Source organism: Pseudomonas aeruginosa, assembly GCF_001457615.1.
GTDB classification, from domain to species: domain Bacteria; phylum Pseudomonadota; class Gammaproteobacteria; order Pseudomonadales; family Pseudomonadaceae; genus Pseudomonas; species Pseudomonas aeruginosa.
In genome coordinates, this window is record NZ_LN831024.1 from 334,688 (window position 1) to 351,881 (window position 17,194).

The window sequence follows — 17,194 nt, forward strand, 5'->3', positions numbered from 1 at the left end:
ACTCGCCCGACCCCACGCCGGCCGGCTCAGCGCTTCGGCTCCAGCACCAGCACGCCCTTGCTGTTCGCCTTCACCTCGTTTTCCTCGTAGTGCTGCGGCAGGTAGTGGCCCTCGATGTAGGCCTCGGCCTGGTCGTCGTAGTGGCCGTCGAAGGGCACGCCGCTCTGCCCGACCGGGTTGATGCCGAGGCTGTGGGTCGGGTCGGCGAAGTCCACCAGGCGCCGGGTCGATGGACCGTAGGTGACCGCCCAGGGGGCCGGGCCGATCTTCGCCGACAGATTGTTCGGTACCTCGTGGGTGCCGGGGGCGGCGAACGGACCGACGTTGAGAAGGCGCCTGAGCAGCGCTTGCTGGCCCAGGGCGTGCTCGTGGGTCAGGGTATGCGCCTTGCCCCACAGCCAGCCGGACGGGTCGTTGCCGAGGGTGCTGCGCAGATGCGCGAGGGAGGCGTTCCAGGCGGTCCTGACGATATCCGCGCGGGTTTCCCGGCGTTCTGTGCGGCGGTCGTCCCACCAGGGCGAGTCGGCGTCGCCAGCCAGCCGAGGCAGCGCGCTGTCGATGGCGCGGGTGGCGATCAGGCTGTCGAAGAAGGCATCGCCCAGTTCGTCGTGCAAGGCGCCCTCGGCAATCTGGAACAGCAACTGGTTGAACAGCGTGGCGGCGGTCGAGTCGACCGGGTAGTCGCCGTTCCAGGCCGCCAGTTGCTCGACCAGGCGCTTGCCTTCGGCGTCGTCGACCACCTCGCGCAGGACCGGCAGCAAGGGTGCGAGCAGGCGTGGCGCGTAGCCGGTGCGATTGCCGAGTTGCAGCGCGCGGCTGTTGTCCAGGTTCCATTTGGTGCCGCGGTCGGCCAGTTGGGTATCCAGCCACTGGCCGCGGTCCGCCAGGTTGTAGTAGCCGGGAATCGGCCGGCCATTGGTCGGGACCGGCTGGAAGTTGGCGGAGACGATGTAGCCGCGCGCCGGGTTTTCCTCCTGTGGGTTGTCGGCGAACGGATAGAAGCCGGACTTGTCCGCCTCGCCCTTGCTGCCGTCGAGGATGAAGCTCGGGTTCACCCCCTCCGGCCGCTTCGGCAGGGCCGCCGAGGCCCACCAGCCGATATCGCCGGCGGCATTGGCCCAGACCAGGTTGAGTCCCGGCGAATGGATCTTCGAGGCCGCCGCGCGGGCCTTGGCCAGGGTATCGGCGCGATTCAGCTGGTAGAAGGCGTCGAGCACCGGGTTCTCGGTCTCGAGGAAAGCCCACCACATGGCGATCGGGGTCTTGCCGGAGCTGGCGCCGAGCGCGTCGTTGACGATCGGACCGTGGGGCGAGCGGCGCAGGGTGAGCTTCACCGGCGCAGCGCCCTTGACCGCGATTTCCTGCTCCTCGCTCTGCAGGTCGACCCATTCGCCCTGGTACCAGACCTGGTTGGGGTTGTCCGGGTTGACCTTCTCGGCGACCAGGTCGAGGTCGTCGTTCTGGAACATCGTCAGGCTCCAGCCGAACGCACGGTTGTGGCCCAGCGAGGCGAAGGGGTTGAGCGCCTGGTGGTGGCCATAGAGTTCGAAGCCGGGCGCGCTCAGCTGGGCCTCGTACCATACCGCCGGCGCGGCGAAGCGGATATGCGGGTCGCCGGCCAGCAGGGGCTTGCCGCTGGCGGTGCGGCTGCCGGCGACGACCCAGGCGTTGCTGCCCTCGAACTGCGGCAGGCCGGCGTCCTCCAGGGCCTGCTGGCTGAGACGGGCGAGGGCGCCGAGGTCCTTCCAGTCGCCGGCGCCCAGTGCGCCGGAGGGCGTCAGCACGCCCTGCGGATGCCAGTCGAGATCGAAGATGCGCAGGTAGTCGCTGCCCAGTTCGTCGCGGATGTAGGTCAGCACCGGCTCGGTGCGGAAGGCGGCAGCGAAGCTGTAGGCCATGTAGCCGGCGATGCTCAGGGTATCTTCGGGGGTGAAGGGACGCCTGGGTATGCCCAGCAGATCGAATTCGAGCGGCGCCGGGTTGTTTTCCTGGAACTGGTTGACCCCGTCCAGGTAGGCCTCCAGCACTTTCCAGGGCTGCGACTGCTTGTCCTGGCGGGCGCTGTATTCGGCGGCGTGGTCGCGGATGCGCAGGGTGCGGAACAGACGGTCGGTATCCACCAGCTTGGGTCCGAGCACTTCGGCCAGCTCGCCGCGCGCCAGGCGCCGCAGCATTTCCATCTGGAACAGGCGGTCCTGGGCGTGCACGTAGCCGAGGGCGCGGTAGAGGTCGGTCTGGTTCTGCGCGTACAGGTGCGGAACCCCGCGCTCGTCGTAGCGCACGTCGACCGGCGCCTGCAGGTGGGCCACGGCGAGCGAGCCGTTGCGGAGCGGCTGCTTGGCATGGAGGTACCAGGCGCCGCCGGCAGCCGCGGCGGCGACCGCCACGGCGATCACGGTCAGGGTGCGTTTCATCGATCCTTTCTCCTTGTTGTAGTGCCGAGCATTCTGCGGATGCCGCCGGCCCGCGGCATTGACCGAATGCTCGGACCCTGGAAGTCTTTGGTCAATCGCGAGGAGCCGCCATGCAGGACGACCCGTCTACCAGCCCCCTGACCCATTCCGCCACGTTGCGGCGTCTGTTGTATGAAGCCCTGGACGCCCTCGGGCTCGACCCCACCCGCGTCTACCGCAGCGTCTACCGGCGTATCCCGCTGCCGCCGCCGACCCTGGGCGGCCGCCTGGTGCATGACAACGCCCCGTTGTTCTGGACCGAGCTGGCGGCGGTGACCGGCGATGCCGACATCGGCCTGCACCTGGGCGAGGCAATGAAGCCGCGCCTGCTCGATGTGGTCGGCTACCTGCTGCTGTCCGCGCGCGACCTGGAGGAGGCGCTGCGCAGCTTCGTGCGTTTCCAGCACATTCTCTCCGGCGGTTTCGCCGCGCGCCTCGAGGTCGAAGGGGAAACGGCAAGGCTGATCCTCGACATCAACTACCTGGGCTATGCCTCGCTGCGCCAGCAGATCGAATGCCTGATGCTGCTGTTCCTCAAGCTGCTGGCGCTGATCAGCGACGACGAGTTCGTCGCCGAGCGCATCGAGTTCCGCCACCGAGCCCCGCCGCGGCTGGGCGAACACCGCCGGTTGTTCGGCAGGCTGCCGCTGTTCTCGCGGCCGCACGATGCCCTGGTGTTTTCCGCCGCCTTGCTGCGGCGTCCTTCGCGCAACGCCAATCCGGACATGCATGACGTGCTGACCCGCCACGCGGAAGAACAGTCCCGCGAACTCAGCGAGAACCGCTTGCTCAATCGCGTGCGCTACCTGATCGAGCTGCGCCTCGGGGAGGGCTATGGCTTGCGCCAGTGCGCGGCGGAGCTGGGCCTTGGCAGCGGTGCCTTGCAGCGTGCGCTGGCCGCTGGGGGAGCGAGTTTCCGGCAGGTTCGCGATGAGGTTCGCCGGCAGCGGGCGAGCGAGATGCTGTTGGCCGGTCGCGCCATCCGCGAGGTGGCCAAGGCTTGCGGGTTCGCCGAGCTGTCGCCGTTCTACCGGGCCTTTCGCCGCTGGCACGCCGCGCCCCCGGAGCAATACAGGGCGCGGCTGGCGAAGCGGGAAGAGGGTTACTCGACCAGCGGTACCTGACGGCCGATCTCCAGGGTGGCGATGGCGTCGAGCTGGATCTCGATCTGCAGGAAGCGCATGGCGCGCTTGGGCGAGACGTTCTTGGCGATGCGCTTGACGTACTTGTCGCGCAGTTCCAGACGGTCCTCCTGGAGGTCGTCGACACGCTCGATCAGCTTGCTCGCCTGGTCGTCGCTGACGTTGCCGCTGTTGTAGGCCTGGGCGTAGTCGAGCAGGAGCTTGAGGGTTTCCTTGCTGAGCTTGTCCGACTCGGTGCGGTAGGTGTTGTAGATCGGCCAGAACTTCTCGCCTTCCTGGTCGGTGAGGTTCATGTTGGCCTCGACGATGCGCTTGCGCTTGTAGTCGACGTCGGCCAGGTCGTTCTGGATCTGCGCCTGGTGCTCCTTCATCAGTTCCTTGCTGCTGGGCTGAGGGTCGTTCTGGGCGGCCATCAGCGGCAGGCTGACGAGGGCGAGCAGGGCGAGGGTGGGACGTAGGGACATGCAGCGACTCCTTGGTTCGGCAACGGCCCCTCGTGGGCCGACCCGGGCAGTGTAGCCGCTACGCCTTCCGGCGCCCCCTCCGGAAGGCCCGGTGTTGAGCCAGGTCAGCCTTTTTCCGGGGTCCAGGGGCAGTAGCAACCCACGGCGAGGGTATGGGTGGCATCCACCGGACGTCCCTGCAGCAGCGCTTCGAGGATCGGTTCGATGAAGCTGTTGCTGGAGGTGCATACCGCGCCCTCGCTATAGGGGCCGAAGTAGGCCAGGCGGCCGTCGCGGTCCCAGATCGCCACGGCCGGGCTGGCCGGCAACTGCTCGGAACCGGGCAGACCAGCGAGGGGGCGCAGGGCGGCCAGGTTGTCCGGCAGGCGGCCCTGGCTGCCAGGCTTCTGCAGGACATGGAACTCCACGCCCTTGCCGGCGAAGCGTTCGATCAGCTCGCCGAGGTGCTGCTGGTTGCCGACGTTGCAGGGGCAGGCCGGGTCCCAGAAATGCACCAGGCGGATCGCCCCCGGCCCGGCCAGCTCGGCCGGCAGGCGCAGGCTGTCGCCGGAGAACAGGGTGGTCTGCTCGCTGAACGGGCGGATGTAGCGGATCTCGAACCACCAGTAGGCGGCGAGCAGGCCGCCGGCCCAGAGCAGGCCGACCAGGCTGACGAGGAGCGTCTTGCGGCGGGGAGTCATGGCATTCACACGGAAAACGGGTGCCAAGCTTGCCATGTGTTCGCGCGCAGCTGAATATCCCTGGGTTTCGCCCGTGGCCCGGCCACGAATCGATTGCAGCCCGGAACCGCCGATGTCAGAAGCCTTCAACCCCGATTACCTGCGCCAGCACCTGCGACCCTTGGCCGCGGCCGAGGCGGACGCCGCCGTCCTCGCCTACCAGGCCTACTACGGCCTGGACCTGCGCTCCCGCCATCCGCGCCTGCAAGCGCGGCTCGGCAGCATGGCGGTCGACGGGCGCCGCCTGGCGGTGCAGGCCTGGCTGCTGCCGGAAGCGCGCGGCAGCCTGTTGCTGATGCATGGCTATTACGACCACATGGGACTGTATCGGCACGTGGTCGACTGGGCGCTGGGCATGGGTTTCTCGGTGCTCGCCTGCGACCTGCCGGGGCATGGCCTGTCCGAAGGCGAGCGGGCCAGCATCCGCGACTTCGCCGAATACCAGGCGGTGTTCAAGGGCCTGCTGGGCCAGGCTGCCGAACTCGACCTGGCGGCGCCCTGGCACCTCTGCGGACAAAGCACCGGGGGGGCGATCCTGCTGGACTACCTGCTGCACGGCGGCGAACGTCCCGAGCTGGGCGAGACGATTCTCCTGGCGCCGCTGGTGCGCCCGCGCGCCTGGGGCTGGTCGAAGCTCAGCTACCGCCTGCTGAGCCCCTTCGTCGACTCGATCCCGCGGCGCTTCTCGGAGAACTCCAGCGATCCGCAGTTCCTCGACTTCCTCCGCGAGCACGATCCGTTGCAGCCACGCACCCTGCCGACCGCCTGGGTCGGCGCGCTGACCCGCTGGGTGCCGCGCATCGAGCGGGCACCTCGGCGTGCCCTGAGCCCCCTGGTGGTGCAGGGCGAGTCCGACGAGACGGTGGACTGGCGCCATGGCCTGAAGGTGCTGCGGGAGAAATTCGACGAGCCGCGGATACTGTTGCTGGAAGAGGCGCGCCATCACCTGGCGAACGAAAGCGAGGGGCTGCGGCGGCGCTATTTCGATTTCCTGAGCGACGCGCTGGGGGCCTGAGTTCCAGGCCCCGCGTCGATCAGGGGGCGACCGCCTGGTCCACCGCCAGGCCGGCTTTCAGCGCGGCCAGGGCCGCCTGGTAGTAGCTGCGGCCGGCCGGCGACTCGGCGAAGTTCACGTACTGGGTGAGTTCCGCATCGGAGAGATCGCGGTAGACATACAGCAGGGTGTTCTCCAGGTCCGCGCCGATCTGCTGCACCAGGCGCTGGCGCTGGCCTTCCAGCAACTGGCCGGTCTGTCCGCCGCCAAGCAGGCCGGGGAGGCCCGGAAGCATCTGGCTGAGGCTGTCGGCGGCGACCCCGGCCAGGGCCAGGCTGACTTCCGCGCCGGCCTCTCGGGCCGGAAGGACCTGGGCCAGGCGCTTGACCAGGGCCCGGCGTGGCTCGCTGGCGGTCTGCCGCGGCAGGCCGTTGCTGTGCTGGAGCAACTGGTCGCGGCGGGTGGCGAGCACCTCGGCGGCGACCACCTTGCGCCCCAGCGGCGACTCGAAGAAATTCAGCGGGCTGGCGCTGTCCGGCAGGTTCTCGCGCAGGCCGTTGAGGGCGCGCTGGTCGACTTCGGTCGGGGCGAAGCGGCGATTGCTGTTGTCCACCAGGGTCTGGTAGAGCGCGGGCGGCAGCTTGTCCTGGTAGCGCTTCTGCGCCGCGTCCAGGGCATCGCTGAAATGCGCGCGCTGGTCGGGCCAGCCAGCGGCCTGGTACAGGCGTTGATAAGGGTCGGCCAGGGCGGGCAGACCAACCAGCAGTAAAGCGAAGGCGAGCAAAGCGCGCATTGATACTCCTTTGGCGGCGAAAGCCTCGTCGTTCGGGTGGTGCCGTCCATGGGGCGCTATTGTCGACATGCGGCGGACCGCTTGTCGAGACACCGGGGCGGCACGCTACAATGGACAATGCACATCAACGTCAATCATCCACTCCTGCATCGCATCGTCGATGAACTGGTCGACCAGGGCTGGTCGCACCAGAGCATCTTCATGCCTGAGCGTCTGACCACCAGATTGGCCGAAGAGTGCCGCACCCGTGCGGTCGCGGGCGACCTGACCCCGGCGGCGATCGGCCGCGGCGACGGCCAGGTGATCCGCGAAGGCATCCGCGGCGACCTCACGCAATGGCTGGAGCCCGGAGAATCCGAGGCCTGCGACGAATACCTGGGGGTGATGGACAGCTTGCGCCAGGCGCTCAACGCCTCGCTGTTCCTCGGCCTCGAGGATTTCGAGTGCCACTTCGCGCTGTACCCGCCGGGCGCCTATTACCAGAAGCATGTCGATCGTTTCCGCGACGACGACGCACGCACCGTCTCCGCGGTTCTCTACCTCAACGATGCCTGGTTGCCCGAGCATGGCGGCGCGCTGCGCCTGCACCTGCCGCAGCGGCAGGTGGACATCCAGCCGACGGGCGGTAGCCTGGTGGTGTTCATGTCCGCCGGCACCGAGCACGAAGTCCTGCCCGCCAGCCGCGACCGGCTGTCGCTGACCGGCTGGTTCCGCCGGCGCAACGAATCCCTCCTGCAACTTTCCTGAACCCTAGGCGGCGTCGCCGCCTCAGTGACCCCAGACCTTGATCGTGCCGCGCAGGTCGGTGATGTCGCGCAGTTCGATGCGGCCGATCGAGTTGTCGCCGATGTACAGGTCGCTGGCCACCCGCAGGCGGATGCGCTGCGCCGGCAGGCCGCTGGCGATCAACTGGTCGTTGATGGTGGCGAGGTCCGGCAGGCTGATCGCCAGTTGCTGCCCGCCGCCGCTGCCGGTGGTCACGTCCAGTGCCAGGGTCGGCTGCTCGACGCCGAAGATCGGCAAGCTCAGGCCGAGCTGGGCGGCGCCCAGGGGGATGTTGCCTCCGCGCCCGTCCGGGCAGTCGCCGGCCTTCACGCAGCCGTTGTCGATCACCAGGTTGCGCAGCGAGAGGCTGCCGCCGTCGTCCACCCAGGCGACCCTGGCCGCGCCGGCGCGCAGGTCCAGGCGCAGGCTGATGCCGGCCTGGCCGGTGACCTGGCTGAGACTGTCGTTGTCCAGGGCCTCCATGGCCGCCTGGCTGGCAGCGCTGGCGAGCAACGCGGGGGCCAGGAAAAACGGTAGAAGCGAGCGGGTCGGGAGCATGATGGGCGGGTCCTTCGCGGTTGCGCGGGAAGCCAGTCTGCTCGGGGCGGCGGAGGTTCGCCATGGGCCGCCCGCAGTTCTATCCTAAGGATCGGCAAGAAATAGCCCTGGTCCCCGCCATACGGGCGCTGGAGCGCTACCGCGAGGCCTAACTCCGGTTGGGTCGAGGGCGGGTTTCCCCGGTGCTTCCCGGCTACTGTTACCGGGCGTGACCATCGGCGAGCGGCGGGCTACTCTGTGTGCCTGTCAAAGGGGTGGAGCATCCATGCAGAAGGTTCTGGTCAGCCGTTGCCTGCTGGGCCACCTGGTGCGCTACGACGGTGGCAGCCATGGCCCGTTCGACCTGCTCTCGCGCTGGCATGCGCAGGGGCGGATCGTCGCCCTTTGCCCGGAGGTCGCCGGAGGCCTGCCGACGCCCCGCCCGCCAGCGGAGATCCCCGGCGGCCAGGGCGGCGAAGTGCTGGACCGGCTGAACCGGGTCTTCACCGTCGACGGCGAGGATGTCAGCGAAGCATTCCTGCTGGGTGCGGAGGCGGCAGTGGAGCTGGTCCGCCGCCATGACATCCGGATGGCCGTGCTCAAGGCGCGCAGTCCTTCCTGCGGCAACCTGGAGAACTACGACGGGCGCTTCAACGGCAACCGGGTCGCCGGCGAGGGCGTTACCGCCGCCGCCCTCAAGCGCATGGGCGTGCTGGTATTCAACGAGGATGAACTGGACCGCGCCGCGGTCTGCCTGGCCGGCCTCGACGCCGGCGGCTGAACTCAGCGCCGCAGCGGCGCGGTCAGGCGGTTCTCCAGGGCTTTCTGCACACGCTCGAAGAGTGCCGAAAGCAGCCAGTAGATCCCGGCGGCGGCGAGATAGAGCGGCAGCGGCTGGAAGGTCTCGGCGATGACCTCCTTGGTCGCCAGCATCAGTTCGGTCACGGTGATCACGGAGATCAGCGAGGTGTCCTTGATCAGGCTGATCAGGCTGTTCGACAGGCTCGGCACCGCCAGGCGCAGGGCCTGCGGGGTGATGATGTTCCACAGGGTCTGGCCCCAGGTCAGGCCGACCGAGAGCCCGGCTTCCCATTGTCCCTTGTCGATGCCGAGGATCGCCCCGCGCATGGACTCCGAGAGATAGGCCGCGACATTCAGGGTCAGCGCCAGGATGCCCGCGGTGACCGGGGTGAACTCGATGCCTACGCTCGGCAGCCCGTAGTACAGGACGAAGATCTGCACCAGCAGTGGCGTCCCGCGGAAGGCGCTGACGTAGACCGCGGCGATCTGCGAGACCACCGGCACCTTGGTCACCCGGACCACCGCGACGCTGAAGCCGAGGATCAGGCCCAGGACCATCGATACCGCGGCGAACAGCACGGTATACATCGCGCCCTGGAGCAGGAAGGGCCAGGCCATCCCGAGCAGCTCGACCAGGTTGGCGAGCCATTCGAGCAATTTCTGCAGCGAATTCATTCAACACTCCATCGACAAACACGACGGCCGCGTCTCTCGGGCGCGGCCGCTTCCCCCGTTCGGGCGGGAACTCACTTCGGCGGCTGGCTGACGTCCAGGCCGAACCACTTTTCCGAGAGCTTGGCGAAGCGGCCGTCGGCCTTGATCTTCTCCAGCGCCGCGTTCAGCGCCTCGCCGAACTTCGGATTGTTCTTCCGGTAGGGAATCGCCATGTTCGCCACCGGTCCCACCGCCGCGCCGGGCTTGACCGGCAGCTTGGCCTCGCGGATGGCGAAGGGGATCAGCAGGCGGTCGTTGAGCGCCGCGTCGATGCGTTTGCTGGCCAGGTCCTGCAGGTATTCCGGGGCGCCCGGATAGGTGCGCACGTTGACGCCGGCCACCGACTTCGCCAGGTCGGCGTAGTTGGTGCCCTGGCCGACGCCGAGCTTGAGGCCCTTGAGGTCTTCCAGCGACTTGAACTGGCGGGTTTCGTCGGCGCGCACGATCAACTGGGCGCTGGAGATGGTGTATGGCTCGCTGAAGTCGAAGACCTTGCGCCGCTGCTCGTTCACCGAGACCTGGTTCAGCGCGATGTCGTACTTGCCGCTCTGCAGGCCGGCGAGGATGCCGCTCCATTCGGTGGTGACGAATTCCGGCTTGACCGCCAGTTCGGCGGCCAGCAGTTCGCCCAGTTCGGTCTCGAAGCCGGTGAGCTTGCCGCCCTGCTTGAAGTTGAACGGCGGATAGGTGCCCTCCAGGGCGATGCGCAGGGCGCCGCGCTGGTGGACGTCGTCGAGCAGCTCGGCATGGGCCAGCGGAGCGGCCAGGGATACCAGCATCAGCAGGCGGGGCAGAAATCGCATGTAGTACTCCTCGGGTGGGAATGAACGTCGGTCGGGCCTATGCTGTTCGTTCAGCTTAGCCGGGCCCGCGTCCTGGACAATCGCGAACCTACTGGGTTGCATGCGGTCTTTCCAGGGGTTGCGGGCATTGACCCGGATTATGTGCGCGAGCGCCGCTCTAACACGGGCTTCGCAGTGGAAATCGCTGTGCCAGCGATGCCTTTCCCTGATTCGGAAGGCACGAAGAGTGCCGGGGAAATTCCGTCCAGTGGTGTTTCCCGGGTGCTAACGGAAGTGAAAACAGGAGACTCCCATGAGAGTGACATTGCCTTGCCTCGGTCTAGCCGCCCTGATGTTCGGCGCATCCGCCAGCCTGATGGCTGCCGACCTGCCCCGGACGAAGGCGCCCGAAGGGGCGAAAGTGTATTTCATCACGCCGGCCGATGGTGCAACCGTCGACAAGACCTTCACCGTGAAATTCGGCCTGAAAGGCATGGGCGTGGCGCCGGCCGGCGTCGACATGCCGGATACCGGCCACCATCACCTGTTGGTGGACCTGAAGGAGCAGCCGGCGATGAACCTGCCGCTGCCGATGACCGACAACATCCGCCACTTCGGCAAGGGCCAGACCGAAACCGAGATCACCCTGCCGCCGGGCAAGCACACCCTGCAACTGCTGGTGGGCGACAAGAACCACGTGCCGCTGGAGCCGACCGTGGAGTCGGAGAAGATCACCGTTACCGTCAAGTGACGGAAACGAAAAAAGGAGGCCGCTGGGCCTCCTTTTTCCTTTCCGCCGGACGCTGCCTTAGAACAGCACGCGGCTACGGATGGTACCGTTGACCTGCTGGAGTTTCTCCAGGGCCAGGTCCGAGTACTCGGCATCGACGTCGATCACTACGTAGCCGACCTTCTCGTTGGTTTGCAGGTACTGGCCGGAAACGTTGATGCCGTTGTCGGCGAAGACCTTGTTGATCTCGCTCATCACGCCGGGGATGTTGGCGTGGATGTGCAGCAGGCGGTGCTTGCCCGGGTGCGACGGCAGGGCCACTTCGGGGAAGTTGACTGAGGACACCGAGGTGCCGTTGTCGCTGTACTTGACCAGCTTCTCCGCCACTTCCAGGCCGATGTTGGCCTGTGCCTCGGCGGTGGAGCCGCCGATGTGCGGGGTCAGGATCACCCGGTCCAGGCCACGCAGCGGGCTGGCGAATTCCTCGTCGTTGGATTTCGGCTCGACCGGGAACACGTCGATGGCGGCGCCGATCAGGTGCTCGTCCTTGATCGCGGCGGCCAGGTGGTCCAACTCGACCACTGTGCCGCGCGCGGCGTTGATCAGGATGCCGCCCTTCTTCATCGCGCGGATTTCCTTCTCGCCGATCATCCACTGGGTGGAGGGCAGTTCGGGAACGTGCAGCGAGACGATGTCGGACATGCCCAGCAGCTCGTGCAGGCTGCCGATCTGCACCGCGTTGCCCAGCGGCAGCTTGGTCACGGTGTCGTAGAAGAACACCTGCATGCCCAGGGCCTCGGCGAGTACCGAGAGCTGGGTGCCGATCGAGCCGTAGCCGACGATGCCGAGCTTCTTGCCACGGATCTCGAAGGAATTCGCCGCGCTCTTGATCCAGCCGCCGCGATGGCAGGAGGCGTTCTTTTCCGGGATGCCGCGCAGCAGCAGGATCGCCTCGGCCAGTACCAGCTCAGCCACAGAGCGGGTGTTCGAGTAGGGCGCGTTGAACACGGCGATACCGCGTTCGCGGGCGGCGTTGAGGTCGACCTGGTTGGTGCCGATGCAGAAGCAGCCGACCGCGATCAGTTTCTTCGCGCAGTCGAAGACCTCTTCGGTCAGCTGGGTGCGGGAGCGAATGCCGATGAAGTGCGCATCGGCGATCCTTTCCTTCAGCTCGTCGCCGGAAAGCGCGGTCTTGAGGTACTCGATGTTGGTGTAGCCGGCGGCCTTCAGCGTGTCCACGGCGTTCTGGTGGACACCTTCGAGAAGAAGGAACTTGATCTTGCTCTTGTCGAGAGAGGTCTTGCTCATCTGCGTAAACCTGTTGTCCCGGAGGAAGTGGCTGGAAAGCGAACTGCGCGAAGCGGGTCCGGCCGGCGCTGGCCGGCACCCGCAACTCGGCGCCCAGAGGCACTAAGCGCGGGGGGCGTATGCTAGCATGTTCTCCCTTTTCCTTGCCCGGTTGCGACCTGAGTTGTTCTCAGGACGACCATGAATCATTTGAGAGTTCCCGAATGACCCGCGAAGCCCTGATCGAATCGCTCAAGCCCCTGGTCGAGCCTGGCAAGCTGCTCGACGACGCCGCCTCCCTGGACGCCTACGGCAAGGACTGGACCAAGCATTTCGCCCCTGCGCCGCTGGCCATCGTGTTCCCCAAGAGCGTCGAGCAGGTCCAGGCGATCGTCCGCTGGGCCAACCAGCACAAGGTCGGTCTGGTCCCGTCGGGCGGTCGTACCGGGCTCTCCGCCGCGGCCGTGGCGGCCAACGGCGAAGTCGTGGTGGCCTTCGACTACATGAACCGGATACTCGACTTCAATGCCTTCGACCGCACCGTAGTCTGCCAGCCGGGCGTGGTTACCAAGCAACTGCAGACCTTCGCCGAGGAAAACGGCCTGTACTACCCGGTTGACTTCGCTTCTTCCGGTTCCAGCCAGATCGGCGGCAATATCGGCACCAATGCCGGCGGGATCAAGGTCATTCGCTACGGCATGACCCGTAACTGGGTGGCCGGGATGAAGGTCGTCACCGGCAAGGGCGACCTGCTCGAGCTGAACAAGGACCTGATCAAGAACGCCACCGGCTACGATATGCGCCAGCTGTTCATCGGCGCCGAAGGCACCCTGGGCTTCGTGGTCGAGGCGACCATGCGCCTGGAGCGCACGCCGAAGAACCTCACCGCTATGGTCCTCGGCACGCCCGACTTCGACTCGATCATGCCGGTGCTGCATGCCTTCCAGAGCAAGCTCGACCTGACCGCCTTCGAGTTCTTCTCCGACAAGGCCCTGGCCAAGGTCCTGGCCCGTGGCGACGTACCGCGGGCGTTCGAAACCGACTGCCCGTTCTACGCCCTGCTGGAGTTCGAGGCGACCACCGAGGAAGTCGCCAACGAGGCGCTGGCCACCTTCGAGCACTGCGTCGAGCAGGGCTGGGTGCTGGACGGGGTGATGAGCCAGAGCGAGCAGCAGTTGCAGAACCTGTGGAAGCTGCGCGAGTACATCTCCGAGACCATCTCCCACTGGACGCCGTACAAGAACGACATCTCGGTCACGGTTTCCCGGGTGCCCGCCTTCCTCAAGGACATCGACGCCATCGTCGAGGCCAACTACCCGGACTTCGAGGTGGTGTGGTTCGGCCACATCGGCGACGGCAACCTGCACCTGAACATCCTCAAGCCGGAAAACCTCGGCAAGGACGAGTTCTTCGCCAAGTGCGCGACCGTCAACAAGTGGGTGTTCGAGACCGTCGAGAAGTACAACGGCTCGATTTCCGCCGAGCATGGCGTGGGCATGACCAAGCGCGACTACTTGACCTACACCCGCTCGGAAACCGAAATTGCCTATATGAAGGCACTGAGGGCGGTGTTCGACCCCAACGGGATCATGAATCCCGGCAAGATCTTCGCCGAGTAGCAGGTGTCGCAACGCAGAGGGCCGGTCATCCGGCCCTTCTCGTCTGTGGCGGGCGCCACGGATGCCTTTCCACCCGTTCAGGAGTCGGTAAATGAGTTACCAGCATCAATATATCGACGGCACCCCGATCCACTTCCCCCTGGGCAAGCTGGTCTGCGTCGGGCGCAACTACGCCGAACACGCCAAGGAACTGAACAACCCGGTTCCCACCGAGCCGCTGCTGTTCATCAAGCCCGGCTCCTGCGTGGTGCCGGTGAGCGGCGGGCTGAGCCTGCCGCAGGAGCGCGGCTCGGTACACTACGAGGCGGAAATCGCCGTGCTGATCGGCAAGCCGCTGTCGCGCAAGCCGAACCGCGAGGAGGTCCTCGACGCGATCTCCGGCTATGCGCCGGCGCTGGACCTGACCTTGCGCGAGGTCCAGGCGAAACTGAAGGAAAAGGGCCTGCCCTGGGAGCTGGCAAAGAGCTTCGATGGCGCCGGCGTGCTGTCGCCGTTCGTGAACGCCGACCAGTTTCCCGACCCGACCGACATCGGCATCCGCCTGACCATCAACGGCGAGGTGCGCCAGGACGGCAACAGCCGCGACATGCTCAATCCGATCGTGCCGCTGATCCAGCACATCGCCGGGCATTTCTCGCTACAGGCCGGCGATGTGGTGCTGACCGGCACGCCGTCCGGGGTCGGGCCGCTGAACAGCGGCGACGAGTTGCTGCTCGAATTGCCGGGCGCCAGCCGTTTCGAGACCCGCGTGCTCTGAACCGCTGCGGCCGCCGGGTGCGGCCGGCCTCCCTAGCGCCGGCAGCGGAAACGACTGTCGGTCGGCTGGCCGACGCTTCGATTGACAGGCCGGGGGCAATGCCCTTTCATGGCGACGCCCAAGAAAACACCTGGCCAAACAGTCGAGCCTCGCCCATGTCCCTTGCCTCCAAGCTTCCCCGTTTCCGCTGGCTGCTGCCGGCGTTCGTCGTGCTCGTCGGCGTGGTGCTGACCATCGTCATGCATTGGGACGATCGCGCCGGCCTTTGGTGGAAGGAAAGCCAGGCCAGCCAGCAGCAGCGCGACGAAAGCATCTGGCTGCCGGGCTATCGGGTGGTGATCGACGCCAAGCCGTTGCAGGGCCTGGAGGAGGAAGAAACCTCGGACCTGGCCTACAACCCGGCAACCAGGACCCTGTTCACCGTTACCGGCAAGCGGCCGCTGCTGGTGGAGCTGTCGCTCACCGGCGACGTGCTGCGCACCATCCCGCTGCTCGGCCTGAGCAATCCCGAAGGCGTGGCGGTGCTGGAGAACGGCAACGTCGCGGTGACCGACGAGCGCCGCAATACCCTGACCATCTTCCATGTCGACCCGCAGACCGCCGAGCTGAGCACCAAGAGCCTGGCCGAATTCCCGCTGGGCAATATCGGCAAGAAGAACAAGGGCTTCGAGGGCATCGCCTGGGATCCGCGCCAGCAGCGTCTGTTGCTGAGCAAGGAGCGCGATCCGATGACCCTGTTCAGCTGGAAGAGCGACGGCGGGCCGAGCCTGAGCGGGGCGATGACCGCGCTACCGAGCGACGACCTGTACATGCGCAACGTCTCGGCCCTCAGCGTCGACCCGCGTACCGGCCATACCCTGGTGCTGTCGGCCGAATCGCATCTGCTGCTGGAGCTGGACGAGAAGGGCGAGCCGGTCAGCTTCATCAGCCTGCTCGGCGGCTTCAACGGCCTGGACAGCAAGATCCCGCGCGCCGAAGGGGTGGCCATCGACGACGAGGGCACCATCTACATGGTCAGCGAGCCGAACCTGTTCTACGTGTTCCGCAAGAAGAGCGGCGAGCGCCTGGCCACCAGCGACGCCGATTAAGCTTCGCTTAAGCGCCGATTAAGCCTGGTTTCAGCAAGGCTTCGTAGCCTGGACCCATCGAAACCAACTACGAGGCGTTACCCATGAAACTTCGTCACCTGCCCCTCATCGCTGCCATCGGCCTGTTCTCCACCGTCACCCTGGCCGCCGGCTATACCGGCCCGGGCGCTACCCCGACCACCACCACGGTGAAGGCCGCGCTGGAAGCCGCCGACGACACCCCGGTGGTCCTCCAGGGCACCATCGTCAAGCGCATCAAGGGCGACATCTACGAGTTCCGCGATGCCACCGGCAGCATGAAGGTCGAGATCGACGACGAAGACTTCCCGCCGATGGAAATCAACGACAAGACCCGGGTCAAGCTGACCGGCGAAGTCGACCGCGACCTGGTCGGCCGCGAGATCGACGTCGAGTTCGTCGAAGTGATCAAGTAAGGCCCTGAATCGAAACGGCCCGCCTCCCGGAAGAGAGGCGGGCCGTTTCGCGTTCCGACCGGGCGAAGTTGCGGGCGGGCTTACCGGTGAACCCCTTCGAAACCCTGTAGCACGTTCACCGCGTTGATCCCGATTTCCTCCACCGCGTAGCCTCCCTCCATCACGAACAGCGTGGCCAGGCCGAGCTTGCCGATGGCTTCGCCCATGCGCAGGTAGTCGGGGCTGTCCAGGCGGAACTGGGAAATCGGGTCCTCCTTGAAGGTATCCACCCCCAGGGAAACGATCAGGACGTCCGCCGCATAGGCCTGGATCTGCCGGATCGCCGCCTGCAGCGCCTGGCTCCAGGTCGCCCAGTCGCTGCCGGCCGCCAGTGGGTAGTTGAAGTTGTAGCCGGTGCCGACGCCGTTGCCCTTCTCGTCGGCGTAGCCGAGGAAATAGGGGTATTCGAAGCGCGGATCGCCGTGGATCGAGGTGAACAGCACATCGGCGCGGTCGTAGAAGATGTCCTGGGTGCCGTTGCCATGGTGGTAGTCGACGTCGAGGATCGCCACCCGCCCGGCGCCCCGGTCGAGGAAGGCCTGGGCGGCGATGGCGGCATTGTTGAAGAAGCAATAGCCGCCCATGTAGTCGGCCGCGGCGTGGTGGCCCGGCGGGCGACAGAGCGAAAATACCGAGCGCGCGCCGTTGGCGAGTTCGGACTGGCCGCTGAGGGCGACGTTGGCCGAACTGGTGATCGCCTGCCAGGTCCCGGCGGTGATCGGCGCGCCGGCGTCGAAGGAGTAGTAGCCGAGGCGACCGTCGATGTTGTCCGGCTCCGTCTGCCGCAGGCGCCGGGTCGGCCAGGCGATCGGCAGCATGTCGTGGCTGCGGCCGGTGGCCAGCCAGTCCTGCCAGGCGTTCTGCAGGAAACGCACGAAACCCTCGCTGTGCACCCGGCGGATCGGTTCCAGGCCGAAGTCGCGCGGTGCGCGGACTTCGCCGAGGCCGACGGCCTTCACGCGGTCGAGGACCATATCGGCGCGGCTGGGTTTTTCGAAGCAGGGGGTGAACTGGCCGCCGATCAGTTCGTGCCGGCCGTGGTGCAGGCGATGGTCGTCGCTGTAGATGGTCAGCAT

Annotated in this window: 18 protein-coding genes; 9 read left to right on the forward strand and 9 right to left on the reverse strand. The window is 66.7% G+C overall.

Annotation, left to right across the window (positions count from 1 at the left end):
- Positions 1-26: 26 nt before the first annotated feature.
- Complete coding sequence (hacB, locus tag AT700_RS01490; RefSeq protein WP_025270819.1) at positions 27-2,414, reverse strand: N-acylhomoserine lactone acylase HacB; 2,388 nt, start codon at positions 2,412-2,414, stop codon at positions 27-29.
- Positions 2,415-2,524: 110 nt separating this feature from the next.
- Here hacB and AT700_RS01495 point away from each other — a divergent pair, with 110 nt between their 5' ends.
- On the forward strand, positions 2,525-3,577 hold the full coding sequence (locus tag AT700_RS01495; protein ID WP_003112941.1) for an AraC family transcriptional regulator: 1,053 nt from the start codon (positions 2,525-2,527) through the stop codon (positions 3,575-3,577).
- Here the strand turns inward: AT700_RS01495 and AT700_RS01500 are convergent.
- Both AT700_RS01500 and AT700_RS01505 read right to left on the reverse strand, forming a co-directional pair.
- Entirely contained in the window at positions 3,556-4,059 is a 504-nt protein-coding gene (locus AT700_RS01500; RefSeq protein WP_003112942.1) for a transcriptional regulator, read from the reverse strand. The genes AT700_RS01495 and AT700_RS01500 overlap by 22 nt on opposite strands.
- 104 nt (positions 4,060-4,163) lie before the next feature.
- Positions 4,164-4,775, reverse strand: coding sequence for a DUF6436 domain-containing protein (locus AT700_RS01505; protein ID WP_003118762.1), 612 nt, complete (start codon positions 4,773-4,775; stop codon positions 4,164-4,166).
- 76 nt (positions 4,776-4,851) lie between these two features.
- Between AT700_RS01505 and AT700_RS01510 the strand changes: the two genes are divergently transcribed.
- On the forward strand, positions 4,852-5,793 hold the full coding sequence (locus AT700_RS01510; protein ID WP_003084318.1) for an alpha/beta hydrolase: 942 nt from the start codon (positions 4,852-4,854) through the stop codon (positions 5,791-5,793).
- Positions 5,794-5,812: 19 nt separating this feature from the next.
- Here the strand turns inward: AT700_RS01510 and AT700_RS01515 are convergent, their stop codons facing one another.
- The gene (locus tag AT700_RS01515; protein ID WP_003142590.1) at positions 5,813-6,565 is read right to left on the reverse strand and encodes a hypothetical protein; all 753 of its coding nucleotides are present in this window, start codon (positions 6,563-6,565) and stop codon (positions 5,813-5,815) included.
- Between the two features lie 48 nt (positions 6,566-6,613).
- Here AT700_RS01515 and AT700_RS01520 point away from each other — a divergent pair, with 48 nt between their 5' ends.
- Positions 6,614-7,312 carry a 2OG-Fe(II) oxygenase gene (locus AT700_RS01520; protein ID WP_003118764.1) on the forward strand — a complete coding sequence of 233 codons (699 nt, stop codon included), beginning with the start codon at positions 6,614-6,616 and terminating at the stop codon, positions 7,310-7,312.
- A gap of 21 nt (positions 7,313-7,333) precedes the next feature.
- Here the strand turns inward: AT700_RS01520 and AT700_RS01525 are convergent, their stop codons facing one another.
- Positions 7,334-7,888: a DUF6160 family protein gene (locus AT700_RS01525; RefSeq protein WP_003084327.1), complete on the reverse strand. Its 555-nt coding sequence runs from the start codon at positions 7,886-7,888 to the stop codon at positions 7,334-7,336.
- A gap of 265 nt (positions 7,889-8,153) precedes the next feature.
- Between AT700_RS01525 and AT700_RS01530 the strand changes: the two genes are divergently transcribed.
- Complete coding sequence (locus AT700_RS01530; protein WP_003112945.1) at positions 8,154-8,648, forward strand: DUF523 domain-containing protein; 495 nt, start codon at positions 8,154-8,156, stop codon at positions 8,646-8,648.
- A gap of 2 nt (positions 8,649-8,650) precedes the next feature.
- Here the strand turns inward: AT700_RS01530 and AT700_RS01535 are convergent, their stop codons facing one another.
- Both AT700_RS01535 and AT700_RS01540 read right to left on the reverse strand, forming a co-directional pair.
- The gene (locus tag AT700_RS01535) at positions 8,651-9,343 is read right to left on the reverse strand and encodes an amino acid ABC transporter permease (RefSeq protein ID WP_003084339.1); all 693 of its coding nucleotides are present in this window, start codon (positions 9,341-9,343) and stop codon (positions 8,651-8,653) included.
- 71 nt (positions 9,344-9,414) lie between these two features.
- Entirely contained in the window at positions 9,415-10,185 is a 771-nt protein-coding gene (locus AT700_RS01540; protein WP_003112946.1) for a cystine ABC transporter substrate-binding protein, read from the reverse strand.
- Positions 10,186-10,477: 292 nt separating this feature from the next.
- Here AT700_RS01540 and AT700_RS01545 point away from each other — a divergent pair, with 292 nt between their 5' ends.
- Positions 10,478-10,915, forward strand: a complete 438-nt coding sequence (locus AT700_RS01545) for a DUF4399 domain-containing protein (protein ID WP_003084345.1) — start codon at positions 10,478-10,480, stop codon at positions 10,913-10,915.
- Between the two features lie 57 nt (positions 10,916-10,972).
- Here the strand turns inward: AT700_RS01545 and serA are convergent, their stop codons facing one another.
- Positions 10,973-12,202 (reverse strand): phosphoglycerate dehydrogenase, encoded by a 1,230-nt coding sequence (gene serA, locus AT700_RS01550; RefSeq protein WP_003112947.1) that lies wholly within the window; start codon positions 12,200-12,202, stop codon positions 10,973-10,975.
- A gap of 203 nt (positions 12,203-12,405) precedes the next feature.
- Between serA and AT700_RS01555 the strand changes: the two genes are divergently transcribed.
- The 4 genes from AT700_RS01555 (at position 12,406) to AT700_RS01570 (ending at position 16,079) form a co-directional block, all read left to right on the forward strand.
- Positions 12,406-13,800: an FAD-binding oxidoreductase gene (locus tag AT700_RS01555; protein WP_048520708.1), complete on the forward strand. Its 1,395-nt coding sequence runs from the start codon at positions 12,406-12,408 to the stop codon at positions 13,798-13,800.
- Positions 13,801-13,891: 91 nt separating this feature from the next.
- Positions 13,892-14,557, forward strand: a complete 666-nt coding sequence (locus AT700_RS01560; protein ID WP_003110705.1) for a fumarylacetoacetate hydrolase family protein — start codon at positions 13,892-13,894, stop codon at positions 14,555-14,557.
- A 98-nt stretch (positions 14,558-14,655) separates the two neighbouring features.
- Positions 14,656-15,645 (forward strand): SdiA-regulated domain-containing protein, encoded by a 990-nt coding sequence (locus AT700_RS01565; RefSeq protein WP_003121726.1) that lies wholly within the window; start codon positions 14,656-14,658, stop codon positions 15,643-15,645.
- Positions 15,646-15,728: 83 nt separating this feature from the next.
- A complete protein-coding gene (locus tag AT700_RS01570; RefSeq protein ID WP_003084357.1) occupies positions 15,729-16,079 on the forward strand; it encodes a NirD/YgiW/YdeI family stress tolerance protein in 351 nt (116 codons plus the stop codon).
- 80 nt (positions 16,080-16,159) lie between these two features.
- On the opposite strand, the gene aphB is transcribed toward AT700_RS01570, so the two are convergent.
- Positions 16,160-17,194, reverse strand: coding sequence for an acetylpolyamine amidohydrolase AphB (gene aphB / locus AT700_RS01575; RefSeq protein ID WP_003110574.1), 1,035 nt, complete (start codon positions 17,192-17,194; stop codon positions 16,160-16,162).